Origin of the sequence: Streptomyces sp. ADI95-17, from assembly GCF_003846175.1 — a bacterium.
Lineage (GTDB): Bacteria > Actinomycetota > Actinomycetes > Streptomycetales > Streptomycetaceae > Streptomyces > Streptomyces sanglieri.
Genome location: NZ_ML123050.1, coordinates 2,982 through 23,555, shown reverse-complemented (window position 1 = coordinate 23,555; position 20,574 = coordinate 2,982). Strand labels below are relative to the sequence as shown.

19 protein-coding genes and 3 pseudogenes are annotated in these 20,574 nt (G+C 69.3%); 13 read left to right on the top strand and 9 right to left on the bottom strand.

Features of this window, described 5'->3' with window-relative positions:
* Positions 1 to 633: 633 nt before the first annotated feature.
* The gene (locus EES42_RS45660) at positions 634 to 2,577 is read left to right on the top strand and encodes a replication-relaxation family protein (protein WP_241196691.1); all 1,944 of its coding nucleotides are present in this window, start codon (positions 634 to 636) and stop codon (positions 2,575 to 2,577) included.
* A gap of 823 nt (positions 2,578 to 3,400) precedes the next feature.
* On the opposite strand, the gene EES42_RS30800 is transcribed toward EES42_RS45660, so the two are convergent.
* From EES42_RS30800 to EES42_RS30790, 3 genes are all read right to left on the bottom strand, one after another.
* Positions 3,401 to 4,561 carry a helix-turn-helix domain-containing protein gene (locus EES42_RS30800; protein WP_241196690.1) on the bottom strand — a complete coding sequence of 387 codons (1,161 nt, stop codon included), beginning with the start codon at positions 4,559 to 4,561 and terminating at the stop codon, positions 3,401 to 3,403.
* 714 nt (positions 4,562 to 5,275) lie between these two features.
* On the bottom strand, positions 5,276 to 5,812 hold the full coding sequence (locus EES42_RS30795; protein ID WP_124721608.1) for a helix-turn-helix domain-containing protein: 537 nt from the start codon (positions 5,810 to 5,812) through the stop codon (positions 5,276 to 5,278).
* Positions 5,809 to 6,219: a transposase gene (locus tag EES42_RS30790; RefSeq protein ID WP_241196689.1), complete on the bottom strand. Its 411-nt coding sequence runs from the start codon at positions 6,217 to 6,219 to the stop codon at positions 5,809 to 5,811. Before EES42_RS30790 ends, EES42_RS30795 begins: the two co-directional genes overlap by 4 nt.
* 21 nt (positions 6,220 to 6,240) lie before the next feature.
* Here EES42_RS30790 and EES42_RS30785 point away from each other — a divergent pair, with 21 nt between their 5' ends.
* Positions 6,241 to 6,423: a hypothetical protein gene (locus tag EES42_RS30785; protein ID WP_124721607.1), complete on the top strand. Its 183-nt coding sequence runs from the start codon at positions 6,241 to 6,243 to the stop codon at positions 6,421 to 6,423.
* A gap of 194 nt (positions 6,424 to 6,617) precedes the next feature.
* Entirely contained in the window at positions 6,618 to 7,229 is a 612-nt protein-coding gene (locus EES42_RS30780) for a transposase family protein (protein ID WP_241196688.1), read from the top strand.
* On the opposite strand, the gene EES42_RS30775 is transcribed toward EES42_RS30780, so the two are convergent.
* On the bottom strand, positions 7,114 to 7,710 hold the full coding sequence (locus tag EES42_RS30775; protein WP_241196687.1) for a transposase: 597 nt from the start codon (positions 7,708 to 7,710) through the stop codon (positions 7,114 to 7,116). The genes EES42_RS30780 and EES42_RS30775 overlap by 116 nt on opposite strands.
* A gap of 646 nt (positions 7,711 to 8,356) precedes the next feature.
* On the opposite strand from EES42_RS30775, the gene EES42_RS30770 reads away from it, so the two are divergent.
* The gene (locus EES42_RS30770) at positions 8,357 to 9,982 is read left to right on the top strand and encodes an FGGY-family carbohydrate kinase (RefSeq protein ID WP_124721606.1); all 1,626 of its coding nucleotides are present in this window, start codon (positions 8,357 to 8,359) and stop codon (positions 9,980 to 9,982) included.
* Positions 9,979 to 10,986 (top strand): NAD(P)-dependent oxidoreductase, encoded by a 1,008-nt coding sequence (locus tag EES42_RS30765; RefSeq protein WP_164495385.1) that lies wholly within the window; start codon positions 9,979 to 9,981, stop codon positions 10,984 to 10,986. The genes EES42_RS30770 and EES42_RS30765 overlap by 4 nt, the downstream gene beginning before the upstream one ends.
* A gap of 79 nt (positions 10,987 to 11,065) precedes the next feature.
* Here EES42_RS30765 and EES42_RS30760 read toward each other — a convergent pair whose 3' ends face one another.
* Both EES42_RS30760 and EES42_RS30755 read right to left on the bottom strand, forming a co-directional pair.
* Entirely contained in the window at positions 11,066 to 11,701 is a 636-nt protein-coding gene (locus EES42_RS30760; protein WP_241196686.1) for a class II aldolase/adducin family protein, read from the bottom strand.
* Positions 11,702 to 11,768: 67 nt separating this feature from the next.
* Positions 11,769 to 12,740, bottom strand: a complete 972-nt coding sequence (locus EES42_RS30755; RefSeq protein WP_164495384.1) for a sugar-binding transcriptional regulator — start codon at positions 12,738 to 12,740, stop codon at positions 11,769 to 11,771.
* A gap of 175 nt (positions 12,741 to 12,915) precedes the next feature.
* Here EES42_RS30755 and EES42_RS30750 point away from each other — a divergent pair, with 175 nt between their 5' ends.
* The 3 genes and pseudogenes from EES42_RS30750 to EES42_RS30740 all read left to right on the top strand — a co-directional run bounded on the left by EES42_RS30750 (position 12,916) and on the right by EES42_RS30740 (position 14,926).
* On the top strand, positions 12,916 to 14,265 hold the full coding sequence (locus EES42_RS30750) for an MFS transporter (RefSeq protein ID WP_124721602.1): 1,350 nt from the start codon (positions 12,916 to 12,918) through the stop codon (positions 14,263 to 14,265).
* A gap of 96 nt (positions 14,266 to 14,361) precedes the next feature.
* Positions 14,362 to 14,526, top strand: a pseudogene (locus EES42_RS30745) (phage tail protein); the annotation flags it as partial.
* A 148-nt stretch (positions 14,527 to 14,674) separates the two neighbouring features.
* Positions 14,675 to 14,926 carry a LexA family protein gene (locus tag EES42_RS30740; RefSeq protein WP_124721601.1) on the top strand — a complete coding sequence of 84 codons (252 nt, stop codon included), beginning with the start codon at positions 14,675 to 14,677 and terminating at the stop codon, positions 14,924 to 14,926.
* 111 nt (positions 14,927 to 15,037) lie between these two features.
* Here EES42_RS30740 and EES42_RS47350 read toward each other — a convergent pair whose 3' ends face one another.
* Complete coding sequence (locus EES42_RS47350; RefSeq protein ID WP_266624063.1) at positions 15,038 to 15,172, bottom strand: hypothetical protein; 135 nt, start codon at positions 15,170 to 15,172, stop codon at positions 15,038 to 15,040.
* A 621-nt stretch (positions 15,173 to 15,793) separates the two neighbouring features.
* Between EES42_RS47350 and EES42_RS44985 the strand changes: the two genes are divergently transcribed.
* The 4 genes and pseudogenes from EES42_RS44985 (at position 15,794) to EES42_RS30725 (ending at position 18,457) form a co-directional block, all read left to right on the top strand.
* Complete coding sequence (locus EES42_RS44985) at positions 15,794 to 16,177, top strand: transposase (protein ID WP_164495382.1); 384 nt, start codon at positions 15,794 to 15,796, stop codon at positions 16,175 to 16,177.
* Positions 16,178 to 16,197: 20 nt separating this feature from the next.
* On the top strand, positions 16,198 to 17,094 hold the full coding sequence (locus EES42_RS30735; protein WP_164495381.1) for an IS3 family transposase: 897 nt from the start codon (positions 16,198 to 16,200) through the stop codon (positions 17,092 to 17,094).
* Positions 17,095 to 17,104: 10 nt separating this feature from the next.
* Positions 17,105 to 17,296, top strand: a pseudogene (locus EES42_RS30730) (IS6 family transposase); the annotation flags it as partial.
* A 75-nt stretch (positions 17,297 to 17,371) separates the two neighbouring features.
* Complete coding sequence (locus EES42_RS30725) at positions 17,372 to 18,457, top strand: integrase core domain-containing protein (RefSeq protein WP_124722153.1); 1,086 nt, start codon at positions 17,372 to 17,374, stop codon at positions 18,455 to 18,457.
* A gap of 25 nt (positions 18,458 to 18,482) precedes the next feature.
* On the opposite strand, the pseudogene EES42_RS30720 reads toward EES42_RS30725, so the two are convergent.
* A pseudogene (locus tag EES42_RS30720) lies at positions 18,483 to 18,683 on the bottom strand (ATP-binding protein); the annotation flags it as partial.
* Positions 18,684 to 18,754: 71 nt separating this feature from the next.
* Between EES42_RS30720 and EES42_RS30715 the strand changes: the two are divergent.
* Positions 18,755 to 19,213, top strand: coding sequence for a hypothetical protein (locus EES42_RS30715; protein ID WP_124721599.1), 459 nt, complete (start codon positions 18,755 to 18,757; stop codon positions 19,211 to 19,213).
* Positions 19,214 to 19,219: 6 nt separating this feature from the next.
* On the opposite strand, the gene EES42_RS30710 is transcribed toward EES42_RS30715, so the two are convergent.
* Positions 19,220 to 20,455, bottom strand: a complete 1,236-nt coding sequence (locus EES42_RS30710) for an IS110 family RNA-guided transposase (RefSeq protein ID WP_124721598.1) — start codon at positions 20,453 to 20,455, stop codon at positions 19,220 to 19,222.
* Positions 20,456 to 20,574: the final 119 nt, after the last annotated feature.

The window sequence follows — 20,574 nt, the reverse complement described above, 5'->3', positions numbered from 1 at the left end:
TCTCAGCGCCGCGGTGACCATGGCTCTGGTGACTGCTCGGGTTGAAGGGAGTCGGTGACGTAGTGCGGGGGAGCGGTACGCAGGTATGCGCGATGGAGTCGTCTATGGGCGGTTGTTGGCGAGAACCGGTGTCAGGCGGTGTGGGATCGGCCACGGACGAGCCGTGCGGTCAAGGGGTGGTCAAGGGTCAAAACGGACACCGGGGCCGGGGCGGGCAGACCGCGGACAAGGCGTGATCGAGCAGGGTGGTGCCGTCCCGCGCGGCATGTGCGTGCGGGACGGACGACCAGCCGCCCCCGTCCCGAGCCCCGGCCGGGAGGAATTGAGGACCCCGTGCCCACACCCGCACCCGCACTGACCCCCGCCGCCCATTCCCGCTGCGTCCGTCCGGCCCGATGGAGCCCTGCACCTGGCGCCGCCGCACCCCGGTTCGTGACGGCGGTGTCCGGTGCGCGGTGGTGGGCAAGCCCCGGTGAACTCCTGCCGCCGGCGCTTGCGTTCCCACTGCCGAAGCCACTTCCGTGCCCGACACCGGCCTGACCGGCATTTCCCCTTGTCACCACGGGTTTTCACGACCGTGCGGGATCGTCACAACCCTCTTCTCCCCCCTATTACCTGAGTTGGCTGTCGGTGGTGGAGGAGATCATCGGGTCCGGGGGCCCGGTGCCCTCCGCGGCCGGGAGCCGGCGCCATCCCGCACGGCCGGACGCGATCGACGGGAGGGCGGGCCTGATGGCGGGCAAGCGCAAGGCGAACGAGTCGGGATCGAGCAACGAGTTGCGCGCGGATGTGCTGCGCGTGCTCGGTGTGCTCAAGGTCGCCACCGCCGACCAGATACAGCGGCTGTCCTCGCCGCACCTGACCTACCGCCACACGGCCAAGAAGACACCGGCCAAGCAGAAGGAAGCCCGCACCGCCTCCCACCGGGGCGCGGCGAACGACCTGCGCAGGCACGGCCTGGCGCTCGACGGGGGCCGGACCCGGGGCGGTGAGGAGCTACGGCTGCTCACCAAGGAGGGGCTGGCCGCCGCGGCGATCGACCTGGACCGCGAGATGGAGGAGATGGGCGGCATGCCCAAGAGCGGAGGCCGCTCCGGCGCCGCGCACCCGATGACGGTGAACGAGACGGTCCTCGCGCTGATCCGCCCGAAGCCCGACCTCGACCTGGTCGTCGGGGAGCCGGCCGAAGCGGTCGCCGCCGCCCGGGCCGCCGTCGACGCACCGGACGGGATCGGCACCCTCGTCTCCTACGCCACCGAGGTCGCGCTCCCGGTGAAGGGCACCTGGAAGAACCCCGCGATCGGCAGCGCCCGCGCCGACATCGTCCTGACCGCCCCCGGCGCCGGGGTGCCGCTGCTGTTCATCGAGGCCGACAACTGCACCGATGAAGCCGTCCTGATCGCCGCGAAGTTCGACAAGTACGCCCGGTTCTTCCAGCGGCAGGAGAAGGACACCGACAACGTCGAGAAGCCGCTGTGGCGCACCCGCTGGTCCGCGCCTGCCTCCGAGGAGTACGAGCGGGTGCACCCGCCCCTCCTGCTCGTCTTCCACCAGGTCGGCAAGCGCCCCGCCAGGACCCAGATGGCCAGGGTCGCCGACCTCACCCGCCACCACTGGCAGGGGCAGTGGCACAGCGAGCACGGCTACCACTCCTACAACCGCCGCATCCCGGTCGTGGCGACGACACTGGACCTGCTGCGCGAGCACGGCCCGGCCGGCCCCGCGTTCTGGCGATTCGGCCGCGACCACCGCGAGCCGCTGCTGGAGGCGATCGGCAACTCCCGCCGGGACGCCTACCTCGCCCGCAGCCGCAAAGCCGCCCGGGAAGAGCAGCGGCGCCGCCAGGAGGAGGAAGCCGCGCGGCGGGAATCATGGCGGCCGGTGTGCAAGGACTGCGGGCAGAAGTTCACCGACGACCGATGGAAGGCGGTCGAATTCACCCGGGACTGGAGCAGACGCCAGTCGCACCCGCACCTGTGCGAGCACTGCCAGCACCAGGCCGTAACAGCCCAGGCCAAGCAGCAGGCCAAGGCTCGAGCCGAGGAACGCGAGCGCCAGGAGCAGGAACGCCTGCGCCAGGAGGCAGAGGAACAGGCCGCCGCACAGAAGGCCGGCGGCTGGCTCTCTCGCTTCCGCACCTGGCCGGCAGGTCGCGGCGGCCGACCACGCGGGCAAGCCCAAGGTGACCCTGGGCAAGCCCGCGGTGTCGGAAGTACCGGTGTGCCCAGACTCCAGTGGCCGAGCATCGTGGACCGCGCCGCCGACATCGTCACCAGCTACGACGGGTCGGCGGCTGCACCCTCCGCCAGGTCTACTACCGGCTCGTCTCGGAGGGGCGGATCCCGCACACCGCGCCGACGTACCGGCGCCTGTCCTCCCGCCTCGTCGAGGCCCGACGACAGGAGCGGTTCCCCGACCTCATCGACCCGCTGCGCGAGGTCCACGTCTCCCCGGCCTGGCCGGACGCCGGCGCGTTCCTCCGGGCCGCGCCCGACTGGTTCGCCCTGGACCGGACCACCGGCCAGAGGACGGCCCTGTACGTGGCCTGCGAGAAGGACACTCTGCGGGCCCAACTGACCGGCTGGCTGAAGCGCACGGGCATCCCCGTGCTCGTCGTCCGCGGCTTTGGCAGCCAGAGCTACGCACAGGTCGTACGCGAGCGCACGGCCTGGCGTTGTTCACGTGAACGCGGAGCAGCGTTTCGACAGCAGTTCGGGAGGCGCCTGCCTCTCCGGATGTTCCAAGAACGGGCAGCAGCACGGTGGTGACCGGCGGGACGCCGTCCGCTGCTCCTCGTACGGCGGGGGCAAAAGCGCTGGCGATCTGCGGAGGAGTGCTATAGCGAAGTCGCTACACCCCTGCTGCAGGGGTCCCAGCCGGGGACCTCTTCGCACACATACATGATTCCGGGACGTGTGTTTCCGGATTTCGTTCCGCTGAAGTGTTGGCACTTCCCTCCAGCTCCGGTTCGGTCGTAGTAGTAGTTGCCGTCTTCACTCCCAGCAGTGAAGTAGGCGTAGACGGGGTGGCCGTCCTTCTCTTGATCGCAGACGTTGAAGTCGTGGTCAACACGGTCCCACGTGGCCCTGTCGCTGCCCTGATAGGTCTTGCCGTACCGGCTCCATTCGGAGATCTCGGCAACGGCCGACCGTGGTGTTCCGGCGGCCTGTGACGCAATGGCCGGTCCGGTCGTGGCTAGGGCTGCGGCGCCAGTCAGTGCGATTCCTACTACGAGCGCGGCAAGGCGATTCCTGTTCATATTTCCCCGTTTTCTCGTGGGGAGCATTAATTGGCCCCCTTGAGTGATGGTTTCGATTGCTCTACTAAGACATTAGAAGGAAGGTCTTTCTTGGACCAGCGTGCACGATGCTCAATGCTGGGTTCGGATTGTGCACGGTGCTCAGAGGTTCCGGGTGTTGGTGATGCGGAGTGCGTGGACGATGTCGTGGATGCCGGTGCCGGCGGTGAGGAGATCGAGGCCCAGGACGGACTCAGCCGTGCGCAGGTGCGTACGGATCGTGTTGCGGCTGATGCCCAGGGCGCGGGCAGCCTGCTGGGCGTCGGTGTTGGCGTCGATCCATGCCTGGAGAGTGCGGCGGTGCCGATCCTGGAGAGGACGGAGGGTGGCTGTGGCCCAGGCAGCGGCGCGTTCGGTGCGCAGCAGGTCGTCCAGGGTGGAGGGTGGTTGGTCGTAGTCGGGTTCGGGGGCGGGGTGGGAGCTGCTGAGGGCGAGGGCGAGGTGGAGGGCGGCGCGGCAGCGGATGTCGGTGAGGTTCAGGCCGAGGGATGCTTCGGTGCGTTTGAGGTGTGCGGTGACTGTGTTGCGGCTGAGGCCGAGGAGCTTGGCCACGGCGGAGCGGGGCATGTTCATGGTCAGGCGGGTGATGTCGGTGCTGGTCTTCGTGGCTGTGTCCAGCGGTCGCAGGAGTGTGCGGGCCCATTGCTGGGCGGCCTGGTGGGGAAGGGCGCCTTCCAGTGGAGTCCGGCCGTGGTAGGAGGCCACGCGGGTGGGTGCGGTGGGGGCGGCGGCCAGGGCGTGGGCTGCCTGGCTGTAGGCCTCGGCCGCCGCGTGAAGAGGGTGGCCGCCGCTGACACCCATCGCGTAGCGCGGGTTGTCGCGTACCAGTCGGTGCAGGGTCTCGGCGTGGCCACGTAACTTGCCGCCAGGGCTGTCTGGTTCCTCGTCGTCCGTGAGGAGGCAGATGAGGTGGCTTTTGAAGACCGGGCATTGCACCATCAGGCCTGAGCCGTGGTAGCCGGAAGGGTCCTGGTAGGTCCGGACGATCTTGTCGCGGTCTGCTGGCGGGCACTGCAGCAGGTAGAGCCGCAGCCGGTCGGCGTCCAACAGCGGCGGCATGGCGCCGGTGGTCATCCGCCGGGCCAGTATCGGCTCCCCCGACAGGAGTGCGGACAGCACCGCGAACCGTAACTGGTGTGTCGTGTGCTGGTAGTCGTGCCAGATGCGATCAGTGCGCCCAGCGCGGCGCAGCAGTGTGAGGACGCTGCCGGTGTGCGAGATCAGCGCGATCGCGTTCGGGGCCGGCTTCGAGGGGCCGGCCACCACGAGGACCGGACGGGGTTCGTGTGGTCCGAGAGCCTCGCATCGCACGTGCAGTGCACCGGATTGGGTCACGGCTGCAGCCAGCTGCCCGCTGGACATGCGTACCAGCAGCGGAGCGAGCGGCCCCAGCACCTCGTGGGGAAAGCCTGCCGTGGACGACTCGATTGTGCCCGCGTCGTCGGTGACCAGCGCGACGTGGACGCCGGTCTGCCGGCGCAGCCATTCGAGAACCTTCCGTACGTTAGGCCCGACCCCACGTGACGCCTGAAGCCTCACTTCCCCCAGCAGCCCTTCCAGAGCTCCAACCTGCCACTGCACTCCGGCATCTGTCACGGCTCACACCCTTCCGCTAGACAGCCCGCTCTCTCCGGCTCGCCTTGCCCGGGGCACAGCCCACACATCGGCCATCCCTGCCACCCTGTGCTCACCGGCACAAGAGTTTGCGCAGCCATCGGTGGACGCTCCGGGCGCCGCTGCACCTCCGCGCTGTCCAACAGAGTCCGCGCATGGCGTCCTGTCCGGGCTGGGCCCGCTTAGCGTTACCGTCTGCGGCGGGGTGGACTTGTCGAGCTTTGCCCCTCGCTTCGCCATGGTTCGCACCGTACTGAGCGCCGGTCAGTTCAGTCAGGACTTCGCGAGAACCAGCCAGGCAGGTGCCTGTGTTCAGCCACCACTTTGTCTTCACGAAGCCAAAGCCCGTCGGGGCTGGTGCGGTCAGCGTGCGCGCGGGGCGTTGATCTGGGCCATCAGCTCACGGTTCGCGGCGCGGGCGGCTTCGAGGTCCTCGTCCCGTTCCGCAAGTTCGCCGCGGAGGTCGAGAATCTGCTGTTCCAGCTCGGTGGCGCGGCGTGTGAGCGTCTCGGTGTCGGCCGGGGCGCCGAGGCCGGATGCTTCCCAAGCCGTCTGGCCCAGAGCCTCGGACAGGCGGCGTTCGAGCCGGGTGATGTGCGCGGCCAGTCTCCCGTTGCGGGCCGTGAGGTTCGCGACGTCGGCCAGCAGCGACTTGCGGCTGACCTGCGTTCCGGCAGCCGTGCCGGGCGGGGGCTGGCCCGCGCGGGCGATGACGGCTGCGTGCAGGTCACCGTGGCGGTGAATCAGGCTGCGGTGGACGCCGGCGGCGCGGGCGACCGAGGAAACGCTGATCTCCTCGCCGGCGGAGGCCAGTTGGTCGAGTGCCTTGAACACTCGGTTTCGTCGTCGGTCGGAGTCAGCGGCCCGCGCTCGGGTCAGGTGGTCCGGTGATGCGCTCACGCGTCACGCTCCAGCCGCAGGTCCGGCTCAGGCGGACGGATGCCGGGCATGCCCAGGGAGACGGTGCGGGACTTGCGCAGGGTCCGGGTGGCGTCCTTGATCTGCTCGCGTTCGTCGTCGGTGAGGCCGTCGAGGTCCGTCTCGACGCGGCGGATCAGTGTGCGGATGCGCTTGATCTCCTCGTTGGACGGCGTCGCTTCGGCGCGGGCCCAGGCGTCGAGGTCCGAGGCCGCGGCGAGACGTTCGCGGTCCCTCAGCAGGGTGTCCAGGTAGGTCCGCAGCTCCGGCAAGTACGACGGGTCAGTGCGGAAGTGGTCGCAGCCGACGCAGCGGAACCGGAACGGGCAGCCATGGCCGCCGGTCTTGACGTTGCTCGGTTCGACGCAGATGCCGTAGGGGACGGACACCTGGCCGATTCGCAGGCGGGCGTGCTCGTGCTCCAGGAGCTGGCGGGCCTGGGTCCAGATCTTGTTGCCATTGTTGGTGAGAAGCTGGGCCTGGAGACGTCGGTCCGCGGCAAGCTGGAGCCGCTGCGTGCGAAGCTGACCAAGCTCGCCGACCGCGGCTGGCTGCACAAACGGCCCGACGGCAAGTACACCACTCGCCGGTAACCGCGCCAGGGCGAACGCCGCTGGTACGTAACCAGCGAACCCCCGGCGGCAGTTGAGTTTGGTGTGAAGAAAAACAACCCTCGCACCGAGGGCCCTGACAGCCTTGTCTACACCGCCCGCCTGCCGCTGTCGAGCGCTACCCTGAACTACCTCGCCGACCTGATACGCGGCCATCTGAAGAAGATCGGCTCACGGTGGCGGGCCCTTCCCCCGGGGAAATCGCCGCCCTCGTGCTGGCAGTCCTGCGCTGTGACCAGCGGCCGGGCGACCTGGCCGGCGGCAACGCAATACACCGCACCACCGTCACCCGGTGGGTCCGCGAAGTCGTTGGCCTGCTGGCCGCCCGCGCCCCACGCCTGGACCGCGCGCTGCAGAAGATCGCCCGAAAGGGCGGCGGGATCGTCCTCCTGGACGGGACCCTGATCCGCACCCGGCGACGCACCGGCGCACAGAACCGGAAGAACTACTCCGGCAAGCATAAATGCCACGGCCTGCTCGTGATCGCGCTCACCGACGACCGCGGCCGACTGCTCTGGGTCTCCGCAGCCCGGCCCGGACGAACCTCGGAGATCACCGCCTGCCGCCACGACCAGCTCACCGCCAAGCTCCGGGCGGCGGGCCTCGGAGCCATCGCCGACCTGGGGTTCGTCGGGCTTGACGACAGTGATCCCGACGCCGACCCGGCAGTGATCACCGGCTGCAAGGCCGCCCGGAACCGCCCCCTGACCCGCGGCCAGAAACTGTCCACCAAGGCCCTCGCAGCCGTCCGGGCCCCGGTCGAGCACGGCTTCGCCCACCGGTGGTGAGGATCCTGGTCTTGGGCCGGGTGCAGTTCTTGCCCAGACGGGCCGGTCGGCCGTAGCGGCGCTCCCAGTCCTCGTCGACCAGGCCGGTCAGCAGGTGCGAAGCGGTGCGGGCCACTTCTTCCAGCACGGCACGGACGGCCTCGGTGACCAGTTTCAGCCGGGTCAGGTCGCGCACCGCGGCCAGGGCGTGGGTGGAGTCGGTGCGCTGCGTGGTGCGCTCGCGCACGAGTCCGGCCTCCTTCAGGCGCGCGAGTGCCAGATCGAGAAGACGGTCGGCGCGGTCGTCCTGGGCCAGGCGCTCGCGGAAGTCGGCCAGCACGCTGTGGTGGAAGCCGGGATCGTCCAGCTCCATGGCCAGGGCGTACTTGAAATCGATGCGGCAGCGTACCGCTTCCGCTGCCTGACAGTCCGACAGACCGAGCGGGAACTGCAGCACACAGACGGTGGCCAACTGCAGGCGAGATGTCGGGGCGTCCGTCACGCGGGTACCAGCCCGCGAAGTCCTCGTCACACCACAGCCCGTCCAGCCGGTCTCTTGCCCACATCGCCGTCGTACCGCCCGGATTACTCGCCCGCGCGACCTGCAGAGTCAGGGATGGGACCTGCTCACCGGAACGGGGACGGACAGACAACGGACACCGCGACAGCTGCATCGGCCTTCGAAACAGCACCAAGCATGCCCACTGATCATGCTGGCGCACCGCGAAACACCAAGATCTCCGACAGAGTCAAGCTAACCCCGAGGGCTCCACCGATCCCGAGGGGCTCCCCTGGTCCCACGGGCTCCCTTGAGCCCCTGGGCTTCGCCGATCCCACGGGCCGCGGCTCCCGGCCCCGTCCCATGGGGCTTCGTCGGCCGTGGCGTACGGGCAGCAGCGCGGACGCCACGGCTGAGGCAGCCCCGAGCGCCCTGCCCCTTGAACTGATCCGCACGCGAGGACCCCGCCCCCGGGCGGGGTCCTTTGGCATGCCCGGGCCTCGGCGCCGCCGCCCGGACATGCCAAAGGAGCCGGCCAGGTCCGCCCGGGCGGGGGCGGTTGACTGCGGCAGTCTGTCCGCCTAAATTTGCTGCACTTTAGATCGTTCGATGAACCAATGTTCATAATGCGGTTGCGGGAGGTTCATCAGTGGCTCGGCAGGCAGTGGTCGGTATCGACGCGGGCACCACCGCGGTCAAGGCCGTCGTCCTCGCGTGGGACGGCAGGCAACTCGGCTGGGCGCGCGCGCCGCTGGGGGTGACACACCACGGCGACAGGGTCGAACAGGACATGGACGAGGTGTGGTCCGCCGTCCGCGACACCGTCCGCTCGGCGGTCTGGCAGGCGGGCGACAGCGTCGAGATTGCCGCCGTCGGGGTCACCGGACAGGGCGACGGCGCGTGGCTCGTGGACGCCGACGGCCGCCCCTGCGGCCCCGCGCGGATCTGGATGGACGGCACCGCCGCCGACCGGGGCGCGCGCTGGGAGGCCGACGGCCGGGGCGCGCTGGTCCACGAGGTCACCGGCTCGTCCCTGTTCCCCGGAGCGCTGCCGGTGCTCCTGGAACAGCTGGAGGCGGACTACCCCGAGCGGCTCGCACAGGCCGCCCACCACCTCAACTGCAAGGACTGGATCCGCTTCCGGCTCACGGGCGAGGTCGCCACCGACGCCTCCGAGGCATCCCGTACCTATCTCGACGTGGCCGCCGGGAAATACTCCGACGCCCTGATCGAAGGGCTGGGGCACCAGCGCTTCCGCCGGCTGCTTGCCCCGGTGCTGCCCCCCGCGTCCCCGGCGGGCCGCATCACCGCCGAGGCCGCCGACGCCACCGGTCTGCCGGTCGGCGTCCCGGTCTCCGCCGGTCTGGTCGACGCCGCCGCGGGCGGGGTCGGCCTCGGGGCGGTCCGGCCGGGCGACGCCTACCTCATCGTGGGCACCACCGCGTTCACCGCTACCGTGCACCGCGGCAGCCGGGACCGCCGCGCCCAGGGCCAGATCACCCTGGCGACCGGCCTGGACGGACAGGCCCTCGCCTGCCTCGCCCCCATGACGGGCGCGCCCAACCTCGACTGGGTGCGCCGGGTGACCGGGCTGGAGGACAGCGACTGGCCCGAGGTGGAGCAGGTCGCGCGCACCGCGGGCCCCGGCGCGGGCGGTGTCGTCTATCTCCCCTACGGCTCGCCCAGCGGGGAACGTGCCCCCTTCATCGACAGCACGGCCTCCGCGTCCTGGGTGGGGATGAGCGTCCGCACCACGGCCGGGCAACTGCTGCGCGCCGTCTATGAGGGCATTGCCTTCACCCTGCGCGAGTGCCTCGGCGCGCCCGTTCCCGGGCGGGTGCTGCGGATCGCGGGCGGCTCGGCCTCCTCGGATCTGCTCTGTCAGGTGCTCGCCGACGTCACCGGCGAGCCCGTGGTGCGTTCCACCGCGCCCGAGCTGGGAGCCCGGGGCGTGGCCGCCCTCGCCATGGTGACCGGCGGGGTGGCCGAGGACCTCGACGCAGCGCTCACGGCGCTGGCCCGCCCCACGGACGCCTTCCGCCCCGACCCCGCCCTCCGGGAACCGTACGACCAGCAGGCGCGGGTGTTCGCCGCCGCCCGGGACGCGCTGCGACCCCTCTGGCCCGCGCTGCGGGAACTGCGGACCGAGGCCGAGGCCCCGCCGTCCGTCTCCCCTGCCACAAACACCTCCAGCACCTCTGACCTCTCTGACACCTCTGACACCTCTGACAAGGCTGAGTCGGCGTATGACGCCGATGGATGGGAAACCCTGTGACCAGTGCGTCGCCGCGACCGCGGCTGCTTATCACCGCACCGTTCGATGCCGCCGCCGCCGCGCGGCTGGCCGATCTCTTCGACATCGAGACCGTGGAGCCGTCCATGGCGGGCGACTCCCTCGCCCGGCCCCGGCTCGCCGACCGGCTCGCGGCGGCCGACGCGGTGGTCTGTGAGGTCGACCGGGTCGACCAGGCGGCCCTGGACGCCGCTCCGGCGCTGAAGTTCGTGGTCACCTGCCGGGCCAGCCCGGTCAACGTCGATCTCGCCGCATGCACCCGCCGGGGCATACCGGTGGCCACCACTCCGGCGCGCAACGCGGAGATCACCGCCGACCTGGCCTTCACCCTGATCCTCTCCACCGTCCGTCACACCAGCGCCGCCGAGCGGTGGACGCGCGCGGGCAACTGGACGGCGGACGACGTCTTCGAGCCGTACGCCCGGTTCCGCGGGATCGGTCTGGGCGGCCGGACCCTGGGCATCGTCGGCGGCGGCGCGATCGGCCGCCGGGTGCTGCGCCGGGCGCTGGCGTTCGGCATGGACGTCCTGGTCTACGACCCCTATCTGGAGCCGGGCGCGCTAGGCGTCGACGCCGAGATCGTCGCCCTGGACGAACTCATGCGCCGCTCCGACGTCATCACCGTTCATGTGCCCCTCAACGACGCGACGGTGGGGCTGATCGGAGCGCCCGAGATCGCCCTGATGCGTCCCGACGCCTATGTCGTCAACGCGGGGCGGGCCGCCGTCGTGGACGAGACGGCGCTGCTGTCGGCCCTGAGGGAGAAGCGGATCGCCGGGGCGGGCCTTGACGTCTTCTGGACCGAGCCGCCGCCCGCCGACCACGAGCTGTTCCGGCTCGACAACGTCACCCTCACCCCGCATATCGGCGGCGCGTCCGACGATGTGGTCACCGAGCACTCCCGCATCGCCGAACGGGCGCTGCGGGCCTGGGCGACGGGTGCGGAGCCCGCCGCGGTGGCCAACGCGAGGGAACTGGCCTCCTGAACACCCCTCCGCACAGACTGTGGGCGGGCCCCGACGGGGCCCGCCCACAGTCTGTGCGGAGGTGAGAAGGAAGCAGAGGTCACACGTGGTGCAGCGCGGCCAGGGCCGAGGACGGGAAAGCGGCGGTCGCGTTGCCCAGCGTCAGCGCGCGATAGGTCGCCACGGCGGCCTCCTCCAGGTTCATAGCGCGGCGGAACGCCATACCCACATCCGCACCCAGCGAGGAACTGCCGTGGTGGGACAGGACGACGCAGTCGTGCGTCAGCGCCTGCTCGGCCGAGGCGTCGGCGAGTTCGTCCGACCCGTTGGGGTGGTACGGCACCGTGCCGATGGAGCGGACGTAGTAGGCGTGGTCGAGGGTGATCAGCCGTATCGGCTCGCCGACGGCGTCGAGCAGCACCGCGTGCTGCGGGTGCAGATGGACCACGCAGTTCACATCCGGCCGCACCTGGTACGTCCGCTGGTGCAGCTTCCACTCGCTGGACGGCCGATCCGCGCCCCCGGTCCGCTCCCCGGCGAGGTTCATCACGGTGAAGTCCGCGACCTCCAGACGGTCCAGCCAGGTCCCCGCGCCGGTGACCACGTACTCGTCGGAGCCGGGCAGCCGCGCCGACAGATTCCCGCCGCTGGCGAGCACCAGTCCGCGCTCCACGGCGAGCCGGCCGACCTCGGCCAGTTGCTCACACAGCTCATCGCGCGTTTGTACAGGCTTCACATTGTGTCCTTTCGTAGCGTCGCTCGGATGCCACTGAGGGCGTCGCCGCGGAACTCCCGGCGGCGGCTCATGAAGGGGCCCCCTCGGGGGCGTCGGCGTCGGCCAGCAGCGCCTCGGCGGTGCTGACATCGGTCACCAGCACATTGATCAGGCCGTGGCGCAGCGCGACCGCCAGGGCCCGCCGCTTGTCGGCCCCGCGCGCCACGCCGATGCGGACGGGGACCGCTCGCAACTGCTCCAGGCTCGGCCCGATGAGCCGCTCGTCCACCTCGCCCGGCACGGCGGCGCCGTCCGCGTCGAAAAAGCGCCCGGAGATGTCGCCGACCGCGCCCCGCTTCCGGATGCCCGCGAGTTCCGCGGCGCTCAGACCCTGGACGAGCAGTCCGGCGTCGGCGGCGGTGCCGCCGATTCCGGCGATCAGCACATCCGCCGATACGGCCCGCTCCAGCGTTTCCTGGACCGCCGGGTCCTCCCGCCACACCCGTGCGGCCTGCGCGTTGCGCGCGAGCAGCGGAGCGGGCAGGTGGTAGGCCCGCCCGTCCACGGCGGCGGCGAAGGAGAGGGCCAGCTCATGGGGGCTGGCCGCGCGGGAGACGCCGCCCTTGCTCCCGGTGAGCGGGACGATGCTCAGATCCAGCCCGGTCGCCTCCCGCAGATGCCCGGGGATCGCGGCGACCGACCCCGACAGGCCCACAGCGACGGTGGTGCCCTTCGTCAGGAAGGCGGTGACGCAGTCGGCGGCCACCGCCCCCAGGGAGTGGAGCGCGCGGCCCTCGTCCTCGAACGCGGGGCCCACCCACGCCTGGCGGAGCGGATAGGCGTGTCCGAGGGCCGATTCCAGGCCCACGAACAAATGGTCGTCGCTGTGCACCGTGATCTCGACGATCCCGACCAGGCGGGCCTCCGCCAGCAGACGGGTGACCTTGATCCGGGACAGCCCACAGAGATCGGCGATCTCCTGGTGGGTCAGACCATGCTCGTAGTACAGCCGCGCGATCTTGCCCAGCGGCGGTTGCTTCTGACCATTTGTTCTCTCCATTGATCCTCCGTTCGGATCCTGTCCTCGCCGCCCTCCGCCGGTCAAGGCCCGGCGGACCGGAGAACGCGCCCCCGGCCAAGGGTTGACACCCGCAGAGGCGCCACTCATATTACATGCACTTTGGTTCGAATTTTGATCAGATGTTCACGCGTCTGTTGTGTACGCCGGAGGACACATGCCCACCTCGCCTCACACCGCGGCCGACGCCGCCGTGCCCCGCCCCGGACTGCTCGAACGGCAGGGGATCGTCCGCCCGCTCGCCTTCGGCTACCTCGCCGTCATGCTCTTCATGGTCGGCGACGGCATCGAAGTCGGATTCCTCTCGCCCTACCTGGAGTCACGCGGGCTCTCCGGCAGCGAGGTCGCCCTGCTGTGGAGCATCTACGGCTTCGTGGTCGCCATCGCCGCCTGGCTCTCCGGCGCGCTCGCAGAAGCCTGGGGCCCCCGTCGGGTGATGCTGCTGGGCCTGGGGATCTGGGGCGTCTTCGAGGTCCTCTTCCTGACCGTCGGCGTGGCCGCCGGAAACTACCCGCTGATGCTGCTGACGTTCGGCATCCGGGGCCTGGGCTACCCCTTCTTCGCCTACGGCTTCCTGGTCTGGATCGCCATGGAGACCCCGAGCGAGAAACTCAGCCGGGCCGTCAGCTGGTACTGGTTCGCCTCCACCGCCGGACTCGGCGTCATCAGCTCCTACTTCGCGGGCGCGGTCATCCCCGTCATCGGCGAGATGGCCACCCTCTGGCTCTCCCTCGCCTTCGTCGCCACCGGCGGCGCGCTGGTGCTCTTCCTCGTCCGGGCCCGGGTCACCAAGGGGCCTCCGGCATCGATGAAGGAATCCATGTCCCAGATGGTCAAGGCGCTCACCATCGTCAAGACGCACCCCCGCGTGGGCGTCGGAGGCGTGGTCCGACTGATCAACACCCTGTCCTTCTACGCCTTCGTGGTCTTCCTGACGACCCATATGGTCAACGAGGTCGGCTTCTCCACGGCGCAGTGGCAGACCATCTGGGGCACGATGCTGCTGGCCAATGTCGTGGCCAACCTCCTCTCCGGCTACGTCGCGGACTGGATCGGCGGCGTCAACACCGTCGCCTGGGTGGGCGGGCTCGGCTGTTTCGTGACCGTGCTCGCGCTCTACTACGTGCCCGAGGCGGTCGGCCCCAGCTTCGGCATCACGCTCGCCGTCGCCGTCGTCTACGGGCTGGCCCTCGGGGCGTTCGTACCGCTCTCCGCGATCATGCCGCTGCTCGCGCCCCGTCATATCGCCAGCGCGGTCGCCATCCTCAATCTGGGCGCCGGCCTCAGCCAGTTCGTCGGCTCGGCCGTGGCCGGACTGGTCGGCCCGATCGGCATCGAGGGCACCGTCTGGGTGATCGCCTCCGTCTATCTGGTGGGTCTGGTGCTTACCTTCACCCTCAAGGAGCCGAAGTCCGACGCGGACGACGCGGTGGCGGACGGGCTGCTCCCTCCGTCGCCGGTCAAGGAGCCCGCCGGGGCGGCGGTCGTCGCGCGATCGGGGGAGTGAGCGGGACGCAGACCGGGCCGCCGACGCCCGCCGACCGCCTCGCCGCTGCGACGGTCGGCGGGCGTCGGCCGTGGATGACGCGTTCGCCGCACCGGCCACATCGTGCTCAACGACGAAGCGGGCAAGCCGGCGTTGCGGTGGAAGTTCACCAACGCCTGGCCCAAGCAGTACTCGGCACCGTCGCTCAGCGGCACCGCCACGGAGGTCGCCATCGAGGAACTGGTACTGGTGGTCGAGAGCTTCGAGGTGGATCCTGTGTGACCGCTGCGGCGCCGACGACAGCGTCGCCGTCGAGTAACACCTCACGATGCCCATGAACCCGCGCACGAGGCGGCCGTCGAAGGCCACCTCGCGCGCGGGTTCATTTCTGGGACCGCTTCGGCGGACTTGGAAAGCTGACCCCCGAGGGATGCGTCCCGGACATGACCGCGACGCATCCACCCAGCTCAGACGCAATACGGACTCGCGGCTGCTCGGAAAACTGGCGACGATCCGGGACTGGATCGCCGAGACCGGCGAGAGCCCGTCCGTCCGGCAGATCGGCGAGAAGGTCGGCCTGTCCAGCACCAGCTCCGTCGCCTACCAACTCGGCCGCCTCGAAGCCCGCGGACTGATCAGCCGCACCGGCCACCGCTGGCGCTCCTGCCGCCTCGGCGCCTGACCCCGGCCATGCCGGGCGGGTCAGCAATTGGGTCAGCGGCCAGGGGTGTCCGGCCCGGCCGCGGTGTCGCCCGTTCTCGCACACGTCGGACGGGCCCGTCGTAGCCGGAGGTCAGTCCGCGTACACGAAGATCAGGCACAGAGCCGCGAAGGGCACGATGGACCCGCCGAGCAGCGCCAGCACCGCCGCCGTCAGTCGCTTCTTGCCCTTGTGCCGGCCCGAGCGGAACACCGCTCGGGCCAACACGAGCGGCAGGCCACGAGGGCCAGGAAGATCACCGGCACCAAGAACCGGCTGAACGCGGTGGTGCCGGTGTCGGTGATCAGATGCCAGGCGGTCGTACCGAAGACCACTGCCGGGCCGACCAGCAGGGAGAACGAGAGGCCCAACGCCACGGCGACGGTCAGTCCTTCCGTCAGCCGCTCGGCACACGGATGCTCCCGGCGTACTTCTGTCATCCCGCTGTCCCCCATGCCCATCCCCCCCCAGCTGCCACAGTTCGGTGTCGTCAGCTTCTCGGTCGAGCCGCTCAGTCCGTGGCCAGCAGAAAACGATAGTGCCAGGGCCCAGGGCTGCAGGCGCGATGCCCCCATGTGCCTACCGGCCCGTCAGAGTCCTCCGCCCTTCCATACAAGTGGTGTTCCGCTCGGCCACGTCACGCGTTTCATGCAACGTCACTGGCTACGCAGGTCCGGGCTCTCGCCGACCACAGCTGGCTGTCACCTCGCCCGAAGTCGCGGTCCCGGTGACAACAAGCGTGCCTTTGTGTCAACTGTCGCGCTTCGGCTCCCCTCTCTGTCAGCCTTGGGTGAGACATCCCGTTCTGCCGGGTTAGCCTGAGAGGGCACGACAGGAGAACCGTCCCTTATGCCCAGCACAGAGCCCGTCGGGTCCGACCCAGCGCCGAGGCCGAAGCGCCGCGCTTTCACCTCGGAGTACAAACTGCGGATCGTCGCCGAGTACGACTCCGCGCCCAGGAACGGGAAGGGTGCAGTCCTGCGCCGGGAACGGCTCTACCACTCGCATGTCAAGGAGTGGCGGGCCGCCCGGGATGCCGGGGCCCTGGAAAACCTGGTCGACCGCCGGACCAGCCCGGCCCGTGCGAAGAAGTCCGCCGCGGAGGTGGAGAACGAAAAGCTGCGGCAGCAGGTGGAGCGGTTGCAGAGGGACCTGGCACGGAACAAGGCCGCACTCGAGGTGATGGGAAAAGCTTCCGCGCTCTTGGAAATGATCTCCGAGAGCGCGGACTGAAGCCTGCCGCCGGCCCTGTCGTGGACGAGGCGTTCACCGGCGTCGAGGCTCAGCTGGGCATCCTGGCCGCCTGCCGGCTGACCGGCCGCTCCCGCGCCACGCACTACCGTCGGCTCCGGCCGGCACCACCACGCAGAGCACGTGCCCCGCAGGTGCAGCCATCGGCCCTGACGGCCGAAGAGCGGGCTGCGGTACTTGAGTTGATGAACGGCGACGAGTACGCCGAGCTGGCGCCCGCGCAGATCTGGGCCCGCGAGCTGGATGCCGGGCGCTATCACTGCTCCGTCTCGACGATGTACCGGATCCTGCGCGAGCAGGATCGGTCCGGTGAACGCCGACGGCAGGCCACCAATCCTGCCAAGGCGGTGCCCGAGCTGGTCGCCACGGGGCCCTCGCAGGTGTTCACCTGGGACATCACCAAGGCTGCCGGACCGGTCAAGGGCCCCTGGTATCACGCCTACGTGATCATCGACATCTTCAGCCGCTACATCGTCGGGCACACCGTCGAGCGAGCCGAGTCGGCGCTGCGGGCAGAGGAGTTGATCCGCGAGACCATCGCCCGCAACGGCATCGTGCCCCAGACCGTGCACGCGGATCGCGGCACCTCGATGACGTCGAAGAAGGTCTCCCAACTATTGATCGATCTGGGGGTGACGCGGTCGCACTCGAGGCCGAAGGTCTCCAACGACAACCCTTGCAGCGAGGCCCAGTTCAAGACCACGAAGTACATGTCGGACTATCCCGAACGGTTCGATTCGCTGGCCCACGCCCGCGAGTGGTTCGACGCGTTCATCGCGTATTACAACCATGAGCACCGGCACTCGGGTATCGGCTGGCACACCCCCGCCTCCGTCCACTTCGGGACTGCCGAGGAAGTCCGCGACCAGCGCGCGGTCAGGCGTTGTCACGTTAGTTGACCGGCCTGGGATGATCTTGGAGTTGATCGTGCTGGGGAGGGGTTCACTCGTGTCGTCCGCGCCGCCGTCGTACAAGGGGCACCGGTACCCGGTGGAGATCATCTCCCACTGCGTGTGGCTGTACTTCCGCTTCCCGCTGTCGTTCCGCGAGGTCGAGGAGTTGATGCTCGAGCGCGGCGTGCTCGTCTCCTATGAGACGGTGTGGGACTCGTAAAGTCATCGCTGCAGGTGAGTAGCGGTGTCCATGGTTGTCGGTGGTGGCTGGGACCCAGTCCGGATGATCGTGTCGCTGTTGTACCGTGCTGCTCGCACGATGCTGTCCATACCGGCTGTCCTGCTGCGCCGGGACACTGCCAAGGACGCCGAGTTGTTGGTGCTGAGGCATGAGAACACTGTCCTGCGCCGTCAGCTCAAGGGCCCGGTCCGCTACGAGTCGGCCGACCGGTTCTGGTTCTCCGCGCTGTCCTCGCTGATACCGCGGCGCCGCTGGGCCGGCGTCTTCCCCGTCACCCCCGGCACCGTGCTGGCCTGGCACCGCAAGCTGATCGCCAAGAAGTGGGACTACTCCGCCCGCCGCAGCCGTACCGGCCGACCCCCGACTGTGGCCGCGCTCAGGAAGCTGGTGCTGCGCCTGGCCGGCGAGAATCCCCGGTGGGGGCACCGAAGGATCCAGGGCGAACTGGCCCGGCTGGGCCATCCGATCGCACCGTCCACGGTCTGGGGGATCCTGAACGCCGCGGGCATCGACCCGGCTCCACGCCGGTCCGGCCCCAGCTGGCGCGAGTTCCTGACCACCCAAGCCCAAGGGATCATCGCGGCCGACTTCTTCCACGTGGACACCATGCTCGGAAAGCGCCTGTACGCCATGGCTTTCCCGGAACACGGCACCCGCCAACTGCACATCACCGGCGTCACCGCCCGCCCCACCCGGGCCTGGGCGACGCAGCAGGCCCGCAATCTCGCCGACCAACTCGACACGCGCATGGAGTCCCTGCGCTTCGTGCTGCGCGACCGCGACGCCAAGTACGACCAGTCCTTCGACGCCGTCTTCGAAGCCGAGGACATGGAGGTGCTGCTCAGCGCGCCACGGGCGCCTCGGATGAATGCGCACTGCGAGCGGGTGATCGGCACCGTCCGCCGCGAGGCGCTCGACCACCTCTTGCTCATGAATGAGGCCCACGCCCGGCAAGCCCTTGCCGACTTCGAACGGCACTACAACACGCATCGACCTCACCGGGCCCGAGATCAACGGCCCCCTCACGCCTCCGGGCAGCCCGCCACCGTCCACGGCCTCGACGGCCGAAGACTCCTGCGCACCCGCATCCTCGGCGGTGCTATCAACGAGTACCGGTACGCCGCTTGACCTGCGCCGATGACTTTTCGAGCCCCACAGGCTGGCTCTTCTTGATCCATTCGCAGCTGGCGAGGGTATGGATGGTCGCCGCGTCGATGTTCGGGTTGGCGTCGAAGTCGAAGGCCCGAAGCGACTTCTCCCGCGGGAAGCCCGCTGCTTTGATCCGTCGTTCCGAGCGCCGACGGGCCCGGTCGTCGCACTCGGTCATCAGTAGTTCGGCGAGGAAGCCACGGTAGACACCTCAGGTACATAAATCGTCAAGCCAGGCCGGTCATCATTCGAATGGACGTCGATAGCATCATGGACATGCCTGACGTGTGGATCGGCTTCAACTCTGATGACCGCCAGAGAGCCTGGTGGCAGAACGGCCTCGTGACGCTGGCCCTCACTGGTGTGATGGTGGCGATGATCCTGACCACGCATGAGCCGAGCAAATGGTGGTTTGTGGGTGGCCTTGGAGTTCTCGCTGTGGTCGCGTTCGTGGGCGCCGGCAATCTGATCTATGGCAGGGTCCTCTTGACCGCAAGGGGATTGGAGTTCCACACCTTCGTCAGCAGGCGAGTCATCCCTTGGAGGGAGGTCGCCGGTATCGAGACGCGGCGGAGGGTGATCCGGAGCAGAGTTTGGTGTGATCTGCGGATCGTCAGGGTTCGTGGGCGGTCGCTCACGATTCCGGGGACGGCCACCAGCCGGGTGATGGATGCCGAGCTTGAGCGGAAGCAGGTAGCCATCCAGGAGCGCTGGTCCCGCGCGGTCGACGGCTGATGGACTTCATGCCGCGAGAGCCTCGGCTGCTGCTGCGGGGAAGGCGACGGCCTCGTCGAAGAGCTGGCCGTGCTGAAGGCAGTGGTAGAGCTGCCCGATCATGCGGTTGAACAGGTTGCGCTGGGCGGACGCGTGCCAGTCGCCATGCTCGTCACGGCGCCTGCGGTAGTGGCGTTTGGCACCTGGTGAGGCGTTGGGGGCGGAGAAGGCCCAGAGGTAGCCGACATGGTTCAGCCGGTCGTTTTTCACCCACCGTCGGGTGACGCTCGACTTCTTGCCTGAGGCGCGGGTGATCGGTGAGGCACCGGCGTAAGCCTTCAGACCACGAGCGTCTGCGAAGCGTCGGCGGTCGTCTCCGATCTCGGCCAGGACCCGGGCGCCGAGCTGAACGCCGAGGCCGGGGAAGCTGAGGATGACTTCAGCATCTGGGTGGCGAGGGAACGCTTCGGCCACTGCTTCTTCGAGGTCGTCGGCAGCTTTGCAAGCGGCTTCCAGCTGAAGCAGTAGGGCAAGCATCTGCCTGCCGAGGGCGACTTCGACGAGGTGGGGTTGATGAGCCCACTCGGCTCGGAGAATGCCACGGAGCCGGTCAGCTTCTTCAGCGATGCCACGTTGACGGCCGGCTCGCCTGAGGGCGGCCTGCAGCTGCGTGCGGGTCAGCTTTACGGCTTGTGTCGGAGTCGAAGCGAGACGGAGAAGTGCGCGAGCCTCGGGACGGCATAGACCCCTCTTCCACGACTCGACGGCGGCCAGGGCCGCAGGGTAGTACTCCCGCAGCAGGGAGCGGAGCTGGTTGGCTATCTGCTGGCGGTTCCAGACGGGGTCCTGCTGGGCCCGGGCGAGGACCGTGATGGCGCGGGCCAGCTCACTGTCCTGTGGCAGCGGCCTGTGAGCATGCATGTCGGTACGCAGGATGTTCGCCAGGACCAGGGCATCGCCGGGGTCGGATTTCTTGCGAGAGACGGAGTGGCGGTCGCGGTAGCGGGCGGCGGCCATCGGATTGATCGCGAATATTTTGCGCTTGCCCGTCCGTAGCACTGCGACCAGCAGACCACGGGAGGTTTCGATTGCGACTGGGATCGGGTTGTCCTCGGTGTCACCGTACTCAGCCAGCAGATCCAGCAGGATCCTATAGCCGGCAGCGTCGTCGGTGATGTGCCGCTTGGCGAGCAGTTGACCGCTGTCGTCGACCAGGGCGACGTCATGCGTGCGCTCGGCCCAGTCGATGCCGCAGTAGATCAAGACGTTCTCCTCCGTCGTGCTCTTTCCTTCTGTCCACGAGCTCCATGCGGGCCACGCAGCGACCTAATCCCAGGACTCGGCCTTCGCGACCGGTCCGCCACCTCAGTAGCTGTTCGTGA

Excerpts from the sequence above, each read along its gene's own strand:
- EES42_RS30755 (WP_164495384.1), bottom strand. The coding sequence starts at position 12,740 with ATGGAGAGAACAAATGGTCAGAAGCAACCGCCGCTGGGCAAGATCGCG.
- EES42_RS30750 (WP_124721602.1), top strand. The coding sequence starts at position 12,916 with ATGCCCACCTCGCCTCACACCGCGGCCGACGCCGCCGTGCCCCGCCCC.
- EES42_RS30740 (WP_124721601.1), top strand. The coding sequence starts at position 14,675 with ATGCGTCCCGGACATGACCGCGACGCATCCACCCAGCTCAGACGCAAT.
- EES42_RS44985 (WP_164495382.1), top strand. The coding sequence starts at position 15,794 with ATGCCCAGCACAGAGCCCGTCGGGTCCGACCCAGCGCCGAGGCCGAAG.
- EES42_RS30725 (WP_124722153.1), top strand. The coding sequence starts at position 17,372 with ATGATCGTGTCGCTGTTGTACCGTGCTGCTCGCACGATGCTGTCCATA.
- EES42_RS30715 (WP_124721599.1), top strand. The coding sequence starts at position 18,755 with ATGCCTGACGTGTGGATCGGCTTCAACTCTGATGACCGCCAGAGAGCC.